The organism is Streptomyces sp. NBC_01803 (genome assembly GCF_035917415.1).
Lineage (GTDB): Bacteria > Actinomycetota > Actinomycetes > Streptomycetales > Streptomycetaceae > Streptomyces.
In genome coordinates this window covers 167053-180908 of sequence record NZ_CP109073.1, presented here as the reverse complement: position 1 = coordinate 180908, position 13856 = coordinate 167053, and the positions used below count along the sequence as shown (strand labels likewise).

The 13856-nt window shown below is 75.0% G+C and carries 8 protein-coding genes; 5 read left to right on the top strand and 3 right to left on the bottom strand.

What is annotated here, in order from left to right; genetic code table 11:
* Positions 1–98 precede the first annotated feature (98 nt).
* From OIE51_RS00885 to OIE51_RS00875, 3 genes are read left to right on the top strand one after another with little or no spacing between them, the layout of a single operon-like run.
* The gene (locus OIE51_RS00885) at positions 99–1376 is read left to right on the top strand and encodes an extracellular solute-binding protein (RefSeq protein WP_326594751.1); all 1278 of its coding nucleotides are present in this window, start codon (positions 99–101) and stop codon (positions 1374–1376) included.
* Positions 1373–2284 carry a carbohydrate ABC transporter permease gene (locus tag OIE51_RS00880; protein ID WP_326594749.1) on the top strand — a complete coding sequence of 304 codons (912 nt, stop codon included), beginning with the start codon at positions 1373–1375 and terminating at the stop codon, positions 2282–2284. The genes OIE51_RS00885 and OIE51_RS00880 overlap by 4 nt, the downstream gene beginning before the upstream one ends.
* On the top strand, positions 2281–3117 hold the full coding sequence (locus tag OIE51_RS00875; RefSeq protein WP_326594748.1) for a carbohydrate ABC transporter permease: 837 nt from the start codon (positions 2281–2283) through the stop codon (positions 3115–3117). Before OIE51_RS00880 ends, OIE51_RS00875 begins: the two co-directional genes overlap by 4 nt.
* A gap of 629 nt (positions 3118–3746) precedes the next feature.
* Here OIE51_RS00875 and OIE51_RS00870 read toward each other — a convergent pair.
* From OIE51_RS00870 to OIE51_RS00860, 3 genes are all read right to left on the bottom strand, one after another.
* Entirely contained in the window at positions 3747–4439 is a 693-nt protein-coding gene (locus tag OIE51_RS00870) for a hypothetical protein (RefSeq protein WP_326594746.1), read from the bottom strand.
* Between the two features lie 75 nt (positions 4440–4514).
* Complete coding sequence (locus OIE51_RS00865; RefSeq protein ID WP_326594744.1) at positions 4515–7289, bottom strand: helix-turn-helix transcriptional regulator; 2775 nt, start codon at positions 7287–7289, stop codon at positions 4515–4517.
* Positions 7290–7513: 224 nt separating this feature from the next.
* Entirely contained in the window at positions 7514–8938 is a 1425-nt protein-coding gene (locus OIE51_RS00860) for a hypothetical protein (RefSeq protein WP_326594743.1), read from the bottom strand.
* A 229-nt stretch (positions 8939–9167) separates the two neighbouring features.
* Here OIE51_RS00860 and OIE51_RS00855 point away from each other — a divergent pair, with 229 nt between their 5' ends.
* Positions 9168–10619 carry a flavin monoamine oxidase family protein gene (locus OIE51_RS00855; protein WP_326594740.1) on the top strand — a complete coding sequence of 484 codons (1452 nt, stop codon included), beginning with the start codon at positions 9168–9170 and terminating at the stop codon, positions 10617–10619.
* The gene (locus tag OIE51_RS00850; protein WP_326594739.1) at positions 10616–13855 is read left to right on the top strand and encodes a ferritin-like domain-containing protein; all 3240 of its coding nucleotides are present in this window, start codon (positions 10616–10618) and stop codon (positions 13853–13855) included. Before OIE51_RS00855 ends, OIE51_RS00850 begins: the two co-directional genes overlap by 4 nt.
* Position 13856 lies beyond the last annotated feature (1 nt).

The window sequence follows — 13856 nt, the reverse complement described above, 5'->3', positions numbered from 1 at the left end:
GGCACACCATCAGGAGGTAGGACATCGGACGGCGGCGGATGACAGGGGGGCCGCGGCTTCGAGCCGCGCTCGCCGGCTCAGCGCTCATGGTGTCCTGGGTGGCTGTCACGGCGTGCTGGGCCGGAGCGGGCGAGGTCCCGCGCAGCGCGGCCGGGAGCGGTACCGGCGACATCTCCGTCTGGGCCCACCAGGGAACGGTTCCCGAGAACGAGGCGCTGATCGGCATCGTGGCGGACTTCAACCGCTCACAGGACAAGGTGCGCGCGCGCCTGCGGCTCACCCCGCCGGCCGACTACACCGGGACCGTCCTGATCACGGAGCCCGCAGATCTGCCCGACGTGCTGGAATTCGACGGCCCGACGATGGCGAGCCTCGTCGCCAACGGAAAGCTCACCGCCATCACCCCCTACGTCTCGTCCGGGACGGTCGACAACGCCACCGACACCATCCGGGCCCAGGGCATGGCGGGCGGCGAGCTGTACGGGCTCGGCATGTACGACTCGGGCCTGGGCGTCTACGGCGACAAGAGCCAGTTGGACGCGGCGGGCGTCGACTACCCGCGGGGGCTCGACGACGCCTGGAGCGCGGAGGAGTTCACCGACGCGCTGGGGACGCTGGCGGCCAGGGACGACGACGGCCAGGTCCTGGACATCCGGGAGAACGACGGTCTGGGCACCGAATGGGGCACCTTCGGATTCTCGCCCGTCCTCTGGTCCGCCGGCGGCGGTCTGCTCGCCGGGGACCACGCGGCAGGCGTCCTGGACACGCGCGAGACGGCGGCCGCGTTCGAGAGGTTCCAGGAGTGGAAGCGTTACGTCCATCCCAATCCCGACGGCACCGCCCTGCAGGAGCGAGAGGTCGCCCTGAGCTGGGCCGGCCACTGGGTGTACGGCGACTACGCGGCATCCCTCGGCTCCGACCTCGTGGTCATGCCGCTCCCGGACTTCGGCAACGGGGTCAAGACCGGTCAGGGCTCCTGGGCGTGGGGCATCGGCGCCAACACCAAGAACGGCACGGCGGCCGGCGCCTTCCTCGACTACCTGCTCGGCGACGAGCGCGTCGCCAGGATGACGGAAGCCAACACGGCACCCCCCGGAACGCGGTCGGCCCTCGCCGCGAGCCCGCTGTACGGGGACGGCGGGCCACTACGGCTGTTCGCCGAGCAGCTCGACAGGCCCTGCGGGGACAGGGACATCACCCCGTCCTGCGTGGCCGTCACCCGGCCGGTGACGCCGGGCTACCCGGTGATCACCTCGGAGTTCAGCCAGGCACTGACCAAGATCTACGGAGGGGACGATCCACGGGACCGGTTGTCCGGCGCGGCCCGCGCCATCGACCGGTCCTACGCCGACAACGACGGTTACGAGCTGCCATGAGCAGGCCGGGCCGTATCCGCGCGCAGGGACCGCTCATGGCCCTGCCGGCCCTGGCGGGCCTGTTGGTCTTCGTGGGCGTACCGTTCCTCTACTCCATCGCGCTGTCCTTCTACGAGGTGCGCCTCGGCTCCCCCGAGGCTCCCTCGTTCACCGGGCTCGAACATTACCGGCGGCTGTTCTCCCATCCGGACATCTCGCCGCCCTTCCGGCGCGCGCTCCTGAACAACCTCACCTTCGCGGTCGTCGTCGTCCCCCTGCAGACGGGCCTCGCCCTCGCCCTCGCCGTTCTGCTCAACCGGAGGCTGCGGGGCATGGGCGTTCTCCGCGCCCTGTTCTTCCTCCCGGTCGTCCTCCCCATGGCGCTCGTCGCCGTTCTCTGGAGACCGTTCCTCTCCCGTGGCGAGGACGGCATCATCAACGCCGCGCTGTCGCACCTGACTCCCGGAAGCTGGGAGGCACACGACTGGCTGGGCTCGGCGACCACCGCCATGGCGTCGGTCATCGTGCTGTCCGTGTGGCAGGGCGTCGGCTTCCAGATGCTGATCTTCCTCGCCGGGCTCCACCAGATCCCCGACGAGCGGTACGAGGCCGCGATGGTCGACCGGGCCGGCCCCTGGCAGCGGTTCCGTCATGTGACACTGCCCGGCCTGCGCACCACCGTCGTCTTCGTCGCGCTGCTGACATCGGTGCTCGCCTTCCGGGTCTTCGACCAGGTCTACATCCTGATCCGGGGCGGCGGGCTCAACGAGGAAGCCACCCACACCGTGATGTATCAGGCGGTCACCACGGCCTTCGACCAGAACAACACCGGCATGGCCTCGGCGATCACCGTCGTCTTCTTCCTCATCGTGCTCGCGCTGACGCTGCTGCAACGCGGCCTCGTCAGGACACGCGAGGAGAAGTCATGAGCCGGCCGCCGCGGCGCCGCCGGGCCGCCCGGCTGCTGCTGATCCCGCTGTGCCTGCTGTACAGCATCCCCCTGATCTATCTGTTGATCGGCAGCCTCAAACCCCCGGACGAGGTGCTGCACGGACTCTCCGGCTTCGTGCCCACCAGCCTGACGTTCGACAACTACCGGGCGGTGTTCGACAGCCTTTCCACGTCGAGCACTGGCTACTTCTGGCAATTCGCGGCGGTGTCGCTGACCGTGTCGGCGATGGTCGTGGCCGGCGGGCTGCTGGTGAACTCCATGGCCGCGTACGCCCTGTCCCGGCTGCGCTGGCCGGGCAGGCGCGCCGCGCTGGCGGCCGTCCTGCTGCTGATGCTGGTGCCGTTCGAATCGGTGGCCGTGCCCTTGCTCTATCTGTTCAGTGACCACCGGGACACCCTCTACATCCTCGTCCTGCCCTTCATCGCGAACGCCTTCTCCATCTACCAGTTCCACACCTACTTCCGCGCGATTCCGCGCAGCGTCGAGGAGTCGGCCGTGATCGACGGCGCGGGCCCCTGGCGGACGCTGTTCGGAATCGTCTACCCGATGAGCAAGCCCGTGTTCGCGTCGGTGGCGATCCTGACCTTCCTGGTCTCCTGGGGCTCCTTCCTCTGGCCGGTGCTGATGATCTCGGATCCCTCGCTCCGGCCGCTGCCGCTGGAGATGACCGTCTTCCAGGCCCAGCAGCCCCCGGACTGGGGCCAGATCCTCGCGTTCGGCGTGCTGCTGATCCTGCCGGTCCTGCTGGTGTTCCTCCTCTTCCAGCGCTGGGTCGTCCGCGGCGTGGTCACCTCGGTTCCCCGGAGCTGACGCCCACCAGGCCCCGTCAGGCGCCGCGTCCCGTTGGTCGCGCGGGATCCCCGCCCGTACCGGGGTGTCGCGCGCGGAGACCGGCTCGTCCAGCGCCGGCCGCCGGGGCTCGCGGGCTGGCGGGGCCGGGCGGTGCCGACGCGCCGGTACGGTCCGTTCGGCAGTGCGTCCGGCAGTGCGTCCGGCAGCCGGGTGCCCGACGAGGCGTCGTACGCCCCTCCCGTCGCACACCCGCCCCTTGTCATCGGGTTCTCGGGCGTCCACCCGAGCAACCCGGTGAGGCGTCCCACCGCCGGGAACCCGCAGTCGCGAGCCCCTGGGGGACCCACCGGCCGGCTGCTCGCTCCCCGGTGTTCGCGCCAGGACAGCAAGGTCGACGACCAGCGATCCGGCGGACGGGCGCCGTCGGCCACGTCGACGAGTACCCTTTCCGCGATGACCACGACGACGGCTCACCGGCCGTCGAATCCGCCTGATCAAGACGGGCACGGCCCCTCATTCCGCGCCTGGGCCGCATGGGGGAACGTCAACCGGCGGCGGCGTTCCGCCCGGCGGCGTTCCGCCCGGCGGCGTTCCGCCCGGCGGCGGTCCCCGGCGAGGAGTTGAGCGCCAGGGGCCGCCTCACGTTCCTAGGGAAGCGGCGAGACCAGCAGGAATCGCTTGCCGCGGCTGGCCCGGTAAGCCAGCGCCTCCCAGCCCCGCTCCGCCAATCCGGCCGCGCAGCGGGCGAGCCGGTCCTCGACACCCGCCCGCGCCGCCCCCACGGCACGCCACTCCACCCGCACCCGGTCCTTCTCATCCGACTCGGTGACCCGGTACCCCTCCGACATGAGACGGCCCGTCCGGTCCACCGCACACGGAGGGAGACCGGCGACCTCCAACGCCAGGGACACCGCCCACACCATCCGCTCCCGCTCCCACGGAGCGGGCCTTCCCGGATCGTCCCCGCCGCCGGCGGTCCCGAAGACACGGCGGATGTCCACGGCGCCGGCCCACGCCCGGGCGACGACGGCCGCCCGCGCGCCGGGATCTCCCCAGGGCCACCCCGGCTGATCGCCGGGCGCCGCCGTGAAGACTCCCGCCTCGCCGGGCGGTGCAGCGGTCCCGGTCTCCCGGCCCGCGTCCGCGAGCCGGTCACGCGCCACACGTCCGGCCTCGGTCAGATAGGTCCCGCCCAACTGCCCGTGAACCACCGCGAGGCCCCTGGCCACCAGCCTTCCGCGATCCCGCTCCGGCCCGTCCAGGCGCCCGGTGACCGGGTCCGACGACAGAATCAGACGCCGCTGCCCGGCCGGCAGATCCGAAGGGTGCGCGTGCTCCACCACCGGTCCCTTCCCCCGGCGCCGAAGCACCGGAACATCGCTTCACAAAGCCGCGCCGTCCGGCGCCGTCGGCCCTCAGGACCTCAGACGGATCAGGTCGATGCGGGACCGCAGCCCCAGCTTCCGGTAGACCTGCCGGAGATGGAAGCCGACCGTGTGCGGCGAGACGAAGAGCTGGCCGGCCACCTGGCGGTTCGTCAGTCCGCCCGCGACCAGCTCGGCCACCTGCCGTTCCGCCTTGGTCAGGCTGTCCCAGCCGGAGACCGGGCGCGGCGTGTGCGTCCAGTGCCGGCGCCTGACCCCGAGGTGGCGCAGCTCCCGGCGGACCCGGGCGCCGTCCCGCTCGCCGCCGAGGGTGCCGTAGACGTGCAGTGACCGCTCCAACTCGGCCACCGCTCCCTCGCGGTCGCCGCGGGCGAGCAGCAGCCGTGCCCGGTCCTCCGCCGCGCCGGCCTGGGCCCACGGGTCCGCGTGCAGCGGGCCGAACCGCGCCAGAGCGGCGGCGTCCCCGTCGAGCACGGCACGGGCGTGGGCCGCCGCGGTCCGCAGCGCGGGCAGCTCCCGGCCGCGTTCCCGCAGCGACTCCGCGGTCGCCACGGCGGTGCGGGCGACGTCCGGGCGGCCCGCGTCCAGCGCCCAGCGGACGCAGCGGGCGGTGGCCGACGGGTCCTCCAGCAGCAGCGCCCGCCGTGCCCGGGGGCACGCCCACACCTCCGCCAGGCTCTCCAGGGCCGCCGCGGGACCGCCCCTGGCACCGGCTATCTCGGCGGTGAGCAGGGCGCGCATGGCCCGCCAGGGGTGGGCGGCGTCGGGCGGGAAGTCCTGGGCGAGGACGTCGAGATGCTCCCCGGCCTCACTCAGCCGGCCGCGCCGCAGTGCCACCAGGGCGCGGACGCGCCAGGCGTGCGGCGCGAGCAGGGGCAGGCAGACGCCACGGCCCCCGGCGAGCCCGGCCCGCGCGTCCTCGTCGGCCTCGTCGAGGCGCCCGCGCGCCAGGTGCACCGGGGCCCGCAGGATGGCGGCGACGGCCGGCGCGCCCGCCTCGGCGGAGGTCCGCGCGGCGGCCTGGGCGACGGCGAGCGCCTCGTCGAGCTCGCCGGTGCCGGTGAGGAACGAGGCGAGGAACCACCGCGGGTCGAGAACCCGGACGGCTCCGGTGGCCGGGTCCAGCTCACCGGCCTCCCGCAGCAACGCGATCGCCCGGCCGGGCTCGCCGTCGCCCCAGAGGCGGAGGGCGTCCACGGTCAGCGCGGCGGCCCGCACGACGGCCGGCCGACCACCCTTCGGACCGGTGTCCCCGGCAGGCCCGTCCTCCCCGGCGGGCCCGGCGCCCCCGGCAGGTCCGTCCTCCCCGGTCAGGCACCGGGCGGTCAGCAGGCAGATCTCCGCGCGCTCCCCGTGCCCGGAGCCGTCCGGGGCGACGGCCAGGGCCTCCCACGCGGCCCGGCCCGCCTCGTGCGGCCGGCCCGCCAGCAGCAGCGCGACCGACAGCCATGAACGGAACGCGGCGGGTCCGTCGCCGCCCTCCGCCGCCGGCCCCCGGGCGGACGCGGCGAGCCGGGCCTCGGCCTCCCGCGCGGTGAGCAGCGCCCGGTCGGCGGCTCCCGCCCGTACCAGCCCCTCCACGGCGGTGGCGGCGAAGCCGAGCCACCCATCCTGATCCGGCGCGAGGAGCCCCATGCCGCGCGATGCGAGCGACGCGGCGGTGGCCGGCTCCGCGACGAGCAGGCGGTCGGCCGCGTGCGCGATGATCCGCACCGCCTCCATGTCCCCGGGCTGGGCGATGTGCGCGACATGCAGCGCGGCGGCCTCGACGCCGTCCGGGCGGGCCAGCAGCATGGCCGCCGCCTGGCGGTGCAGCAGCGCGCACATCGGCGGTGGCACCGAGTCCAGGACCGCCCGCCACAGCGCCTCGCTGCGGAAGGCGAAGTCCGTCGCGCCGCAGCTCACCAGCCCGCAGGCGATCGCCTCGTCCAAGGCGGCCAGCAGATCCGGCGGGGACTCCCCGAGCAGCGTCGCCAGGTCGGTCGGGGTGAACGACGAGCCCAGGACCGCCGCCAGCTTCAGCGCCTTGACGGTGAACGGGGACAGCGTCCGCAGCCGCTCGCGCACCAGCACGGCGAAGCACGCGGGCACCGGCGCGGGCGCGCGCACGCCGTCCGCCGGGGCGGTGAGCGGGGCGGCGGGGGACCGCAGCCGGGCGACGCCGTCCGCGACGCGCACCTCGCCGCCCTCGATCAGGCCCCGGACCAGGTCGATCACGGCGCGCGGCGTGGGGCCGACGCTCTCCGCCAGGGTGACGATCGACGGATCGGGCACGGCGCCCAGGTGGTCGGCGACCACGTCGGCCACCGCCTGGCCGGTCAGCGGACCCGGATCCGGCAGGCGCTCCAGCGGCAGCCCGCCGAGGCTGATCTCGCGCACGCCCCGCCGCGCGGCGCCCGGGTCGGTGCCGGAGGCGAGGATCCACAGCACGGGGTGCCCCTGCGACTGCGCGATCAGATCGCCCAGCGCCGCCAGGACCGGCGGCTCGGCCAGATGGAGGTCGTCGAGCACCACCAGGGCCTGCCCCCGCTCCAGGGCGGCGCGCAGCCGGGAGCGCAGCTCCTTCTCGTTGTCGAACGCGCCGAGCCGGTGGACCAGTGCGTCGAGCGCGGTGGGAACGGCTCCGAGAAGCGCGTCGGAGGTGGTGACGACGCCGCTGACGACGGCGAAGCCGTACCGGACGGCGATACCGATCGATTCGATGAGCAGCCGGGTCTTGCCCGCCCCGGCCGGGGTCTCCAGCGTGAGGACCCTGCTCTGTCCGGTCCGGGTCACGGTGTGCAGGCCCGCGGTGATCCGGCCCACGTGGGCCTCCCGGCCGCGCAGCGGACGCAACGGCGCCCGTCGCTGTATTCCGCCTACCTTGGAATTGCCCCGATCATATGTTTTCGAACCGTTCACCCAGGCCCCTTCACGCTTTGTGGGACTCGCGGACTCGGTGAATGGTGAGTTTATCCAACGCCTCAGGGGCCGGGCAATATGGCCTGAGTGCGGGGAGCGCTCCGATGGGTCGGGGAATTCCTGCCGCTTTATGGTCGGCGCCTTTTCCTTTTCCGCCGCCTCTGTTTTCCTTGAGATATCCCTATCGTATGGTGAGGTGGGAAAAGGACGTCCCGCAGCCGCCACGCCGCCGCCAGCGGGAGCCGGAGAGCGCCGCGCGTCGCCAGCGCCGCGTGCGTCGCGTCCGCGCACCACATCCCGAGCACCAGCGACGCGACCAGCACCGCCGGCTCCCGCCCGCCCGCCAGCGCGAGCCACAGGCACCCGGCCGCCGCCGTTCCCGGCACCACCAGCGCCGCCGCCAGGGGCCGCAGATGGTGCACCAGCAGACCCGAGACGGCGACCACGTCCGCCGTCGCCAGCCGCGCCGGCCCCCGCGTCGCGTCGCCGTCCAGCCGGTCGGCCGGCATCGTCAGTGTGCGGGCCGCGACCCGGTACGCCAGCCGGCGCGCCAGCTCCACTCCCGTCGCCCGCGCCCGACCGGCGGCGTACCGCGACGCGGCGGCGTGGCCCGCGGCGACCGCGAGCAGCGCGCACAGCCACGGCCGCGCCCCCGCGCCGTCCGCCGTCAGCAGCCGTGTCAGCGCCGCGGTCGCCACGATGGGCGCGGCGGCGTGCAGCACCGCGCAGCCGGCCGCGGCGGTCACCGCCCGGCCGGTGCCCGGTCCGCGCAGCAGGCGGAGCGCACCGCCCACCCGGCGCCGCGCCACGCGCGGTGGCGGCCCCGGCCCCGGCTCGCGGCCCGGGCCGGCCCACGCCGACGCGCAGCCGCCGACGACCGGGGCGAGCACCAGGAAGACCGGCAGCTCCGCGCCCGGCGTCCCCAGCACGGCACCCGAGGCGAGGACCACGGCGATCAGCGTCACCGGCGAGAGGGCGGTCTCGGCCAGCCACCCGACCGTGACCACCCGGCGGGTCCTGGCCTCGAATACCTCGTGGAAGCGGTCCACGGCCGCCAGGTGCGCGGCCGTGGCCGCCTCCGCCCGGTCGGGCGGCCCGGCGGCCGTCACCGCGTCGGCCAGCCGCCCGAGGCCGGCGGCGACCGCCGCCAGCTCCCGCCCGGCCGCCCGTGTCCCGGCCGCGCGCAGGCCCGCGGCGCGCCGTTCGGCCCACGCGCCGACCGCCACCGGCGCCGCCGTGACCACCGCGAGCGCCTGGTCCGTCCACAGCAGACACCCCAGCGCCGCCCCGCCCGTGACCGCCGCCGCGGCCCGCCCGGCACTGCCCGCCGCACGGCGGGCCCCGGCACCGGACCCCGTACCGGCGCCGAGCGGCAGCAGCCGGACGGCCAGGACGGCCGCCGCCGCGCCCGCCACCCACCACGCCGCGCCGGAGCCGGGCCCGCGCCCGTCCAGCAGGACGCGCGCCAGCCAGACGGTGCCGATCGGCGGCGTGAGCCGGACCAGCGCGGACAGCGTCCCGCCGGCCGGCCGTGACAGTGACGCGAGGCCCATGACGAGGTATCCCAGCGTCCCCGGCACGGACGTCGGGAGGCGCGCGCGAGAACCTGCGCGCCCGTGCGGGATGCGTGCCCGCCGCGCGGCCCGGGAAGTCGCCGCCGCCCCGCCGAACCCCTGTTCCGGCACCGCCCGCACGCGATGTGCGCCCGGGCCCCGGCCCCAAGAATCGAAGAACGGTGAGCACCGTGCCGGAAAGGGGGGACGCCGCGTGAACGGATCGGGAGTGAGGCCGTCGCCCGGCGGCGGTGGGAGCGCCGTCGCGGTGCTGGGCGCGGGCATCAGCGGACTGGTCGCGGCCTGGGAGCTGGAACGGCTCGGCCACGACGTGGTGGTGCTGGAGGCCGACACGCGGATCGGCGGACGGGTGTTCACCCACCGCTTCGCCGGCTCCGGCGGGCCGCGGGCGGAGCTGGGGGCCATGCGTATCTCCCCGGATCACGCCATGACCCTGCGGTACATCGAGCGGCTGGGCCTGCGCTCCCGGCTGCGGCCCTTCGCGAACATCCTCAGCGACCCGAACAATCAACTGCGCCTCGGGCGCCGCCTGCTGCGGGTGCGGGACGCGGCCGGACCGCTGGCCCGGGAGACCGAGGTACGCGCCGGGGGCGGGCCGCACCGACCCGACGCGCTGCTGTTCACGGGCTGGCTGCACGCCATGGTGCGCGCGCTGGGCCCCGCCGAACTGCGCGTCGTGGTGCGGCGTGACCTCGGGAAGCTCCTCGCGGTGGCTGGCCGGTTCGACCTCGTGCCGTTCGTCGAGGGGGGCCGGGCCGACGTCGGCGCCGCGCTGAGCGCCCATCCGGAGCTGCGGGCGGCCTGCGACCCGCGTCTGGAAGGCTTCCTGGACGACCTGCTGCGGGAGTCGGGGCGCGGCATGGTGCGGCTGGCCGGCGGCATGTCCCAGCTGACCGACGGCATCGCCGCCCGGCTGCGCCGCCCGGTGCGCACCGGGCACGAGGTCACCGGGATCGACGTGCGCCCGGACGGAGTGCGGGTGAGGCTCGGCGGCCGGCTGGCCCCGGCCGCCGTCACCTACCCCGTCGTGCTGTGCACCATCCCGTTCTCCGTGCTGCGTCGGCTGCCCCTGACCGGCGTCACCGACGACAAGCTGGAGGTCATACGGACACTGGACTACGGCTCGGCCACCAAGGTGGCCCTGCACTGCCGGACGGCGTTCTGGACCGACGAGGGCATCACGGGCGGCGGATCGGCTCCCGGCGGTCGCGTCCGGCAGACGTACTACCCCCCGGCCGACGGCGACCCCGCCGCCGGGGCCGCGCTGCTCGGGAGCTACACGATCGCCGAGGACGCCGACGTCCTCGGCCGCATGCCCAGCGCCCGGCGGCACGCGACCGTCCTCGGTGAGCTGCGGGATCTCCATCCCCAGCTCGGGCCGCCGCCCGCCGTCCGGGAGATCGTCAGCGTGGCCTGGGGGGAACGGCCCTGGTACCGGGGGTGCGCGGCCCGCCGCTGGGGGCTCACCGAGGCGGGCCGCGCCCGCGAGGCGGAACGGACGGCGCGCCCCGAGGGCCGGCTCTTCTTCGCGGGCGAGCACTGCTCCGCGACCCCGGCCTGGATCGACGCCGGAATCGAGACGGCCCTCGACGCGGTGACCCGGATCGACACCTTCACCCGGCGCGGCGGCGTGCCGGGCGACGCGGGAGTGCCCGCATGAGCGTCTTCGACCTGCCGCGCCTCCACTTCGCGGGCACCGCCGTCACGCGCCTGCCCACCGGCCCCCGCTCCGGGCTGCTCGATCTGGCCACCAACCGGCCCATCGCCGGCCCGGCGCCGTTCCCGGTGCACCGGCCCGCCGAGGAGTACCACGCCTACCTCGACCGGCGGGGCGTCAAGGGCTGGAACTTCGGCGGCAACGGCCACTTCTGGGTGGACGCCACCGTCGTCGCCACCGAGACCGAGCCCGGGCGTGCCGACACCACCGACCCCGTCGTCGGCAGGGCCGTGGACCTGTGGGGCCACTACAACGAGTACCTCGCCACCACCGCCAACCGCGCCCGCGTCTTCGACGTCGACCCGGCGTCCAACTGGACCACCACCGTGATGGTCGGCCAGCTCGCCCTGGGTCGCCTGGGCCGCTCGCACGACGTCGGCTACCTCGCCATCGGCGACGTGCGCGACGTGTCGCCACCCCGGTGGCAGAACCCGCGGTACGTCCTGGAGACCGGCGACCATCCGCTGAGCCGGGAGCTGACGCGCTCGGTCGTCCACCAGTTCGTCGTGGACGCGGACGACCGGCTCCGCTGGACGGCCGCCGCCGCGGGCTCCCCGGCGGTGTCCGCGCTGCGCGACGCGGTCGAGGGCGGCGGATACGGCGGAGTACTCGTGCGCTTCGCCCTGTTCAACATGGCCACGCCGGCCCGCGACAGCGCTCCCGACCGGTGGCAGCTGCGCGGCACCGTCGCGCCCTGGCGGCCCCCCGAACCGCGCACCTGCCCCACCGGCCGCCTTCTCACCGCCCGCGAGGGGCGCCGGGCCGGCCGCCGTTCGCCGCTGCACAACCTCACCGTGCGCCTCGCGGACGGACGCGCGACGGCCGACATGGTCACCGCGCTGCCCGTCGTCAGCCGCGCCCCCGTTCCCGACCCGCGCACCCCCGGCGGCGCGCTCCACCTGCTCGGCCCCCGCCTCGATCTCGGCGACCTGGAGCTGCGCACCGCCTCCGGGCGCCTCCTCGCCGTCTTCCCCCGCGACGCCTACCTCGGCGCCGCCTACGAACGGACCGGCGGCGTCCTCACCGCGCCCCGCGCCGACGGCCGCGCCGACGACCCGGACGAGGCGCTGAGACTGGCGGCCCGCGACGGCACGGTGCTGCTGGCCGAGGAGGAGATCACCGTCCTGACCGACCGGGCGAGCCTCTTCCTCGAACACCCCAACCCCCGAACGGGTGACGACCACGCCGTCGACATCACCGTTCGCTCCTTCGTCCGCGGCCGGCCCGCCGCCGTCGACGGCATCGAGGTCCACCAGTTCTGCAATCCGCGCGCCCTGCCGCTGGACCCCCGGGCCACCGCGCCCGGCGCGCGGGCCGCCGCCATCCGCGTCGTCGGCTTCGGCCGCGCCGCGCGCCCAGGCGGCCCGCCGGAGGAGCTGAGCGCCACCGCCGTCCTGGCCACCGACGTGTCGGGGCACGGTCGGCTGACCGTCGGGGGAGTGCGGGCCGGTGCCGCGCACATCCTGCTGCTGCCGCCCGGCACCCCGCTGCCGTGCGATCCCGACGCGCCCGGCTCGGCCGCCGCGGGCTATGACAACGACGACCGGCTCGGCTACTGGTCCGCGGCCGGCTTGCTGTCCGCGCGCGTCCTGCCCGACCACTGGTACCTGGCCGACGTCCCCCCGGAGCAGGTCACCTTCGACCTCGTCCACCAGGAGGTCCTCGCCTACTTCGAGCTGATGTACCCGTTCATGAAGGCCGAGGTCATGAGCCTGGCGGATCCCGCCAAGGTCGCTACCCACGCCCGGATCATCTGGCTCATGTGCGACCCGCGGCACAAGGACAAGACCTTCTACATGCCCTCCACCCGCGACCTGACCGCGCCGCAGGCCGACCTGCTGCTGACGTACGCGCGCCGCGTGGAAGGAGCCCGCCAGACACCGCCCCCGCCGCCGGCCGCGCCGCCCCGGCCCGCGCCCCTCACCACCCGCGACGCCCTGTGCGCGGCGCTGCGCCAGGCGGCCACCATCGAGCTCGCCGTCATGCTCCAGTACCTCTACGCCGTCTGGTCGATCCCCACCCACTCCGCCGCCCGCCAGTACGTCGAACGCGGCACGTGGACCCCGGAGCAGGCCCGCCTGCTGTGCGGCGACGGCCCGCACGCCCTCGACGGGGGACTGCGCGGCAGCCTGCTCGGCGTCGCCCGCGAGGAGATGACCCACTTCCTGGTCATCAACAACATCCTCATGGCCACCGGCGAGCCCTTCCACCTGCCCGACATCGACTTCACCACCGCCGGGCACCTGCTGCCCGTCCCCCTCGACCTGTGCCTGGAGGGCTTCGGCCGGGGCAGCCTCCAGCGGTTCATCGCCCTGGAACGGCCCCACCACCTGACCGGCCACGCGCCCGGCCCGGCCGGCCCCGGCGCGCCGCCGTTCGCCTACGGCTCCCTCAGCGAGCTGTACGCGGCGATCCGCGCCGCCGTCCAGACCGTCGACGGCGTCTTCCTGGTCGACCGGGGCCGCGGCGGCGGCGAACACCACCTCTTCATGCGCGAAACGCTCAACGTCACCCATCCCGACTACCAACTGGAGGTCGACGACGTGTCCAGCGCCGTCTTCGCCATCGACTTCGTCACCGAACACGGCGAGGGCAACGTCATCGACGCGCCGCTGCCCTCCGACTCGCACTACGACACGTTCCTGCGGGTGGCCGAGGCGCTCGCCGCCGAGCACGCCGTCGGGCCGGGCGGACGGCGCGTTCCCTGGGAGCCCGCTTATCCCGTCCCCCGCAACCCCACGCTGCGCCCCGGCCACCCGGGTGCCGAGCTGGTCACCGACCCGGAGGCGCGCGCCGCGATCGACCTGTTCAACCGCTCGTACGCGCTGACCATGCGGCTGATGGTCCAGCACTTCGGCCTCAGCCCCGACAAGAGCCTGCGCCGCTCCCGGCTGATGAACGCCGCCCTGGACCTCATGACGGGCGTGCTGCGCCCGCTCGGCGAACACATCGTCACACTGCCCTCCGGACGCCCCGGCAGGACCGCGGGACCGTCCTTCGAGATGGGCGGCGATCCCGTCCCCATCCCCCGCGCCGACGTCGCCGCGCGGTGGATCGCCGCCCGCTGCGCCGAACTCGCGGACAGTGCCGAGAAGATCCCCCGGCTCGCCGAGTCGGTGCCGGGAATGCTGCGCCTGTTCGCCGACCAGTTCACGACCATGGACCCCCGGGAGCTGTGAC

Excerpts from the sequence above, each read along its gene's own strand:
- OIE51_RS00880 (WP_326594749.1), top strand. The coding sequence starts at position 1,373 with ATGAGCAGGCCGGGCCGTATCCGCGCGCAGGGACCGCTCATGGCCCTG.
- OIE51_RS00875 (WP_326594748.1), top strand. The coding sequence starts at position 2,281 with ATGAGCCGGCCGCCGCGGCGCCGCCGGGCCGCCCGGCTGCTGCTGATC.
- OIE51_RS00860 (WP_326594743.1), bottom strand. The coding sequence starts at position 8,938 with ATGGGCCTCGCGTCACTGTCACGGCCGGCCGGCGGGACGCTGTCCGCG.
- OIE51_RS00850 (WP_326594739.1), top strand. The coding sequence starts at position 10,616 with ATGAGCGTCTTCGACCTGCCGCGCCTCCACTTCGCGGGCACCGCCGTC.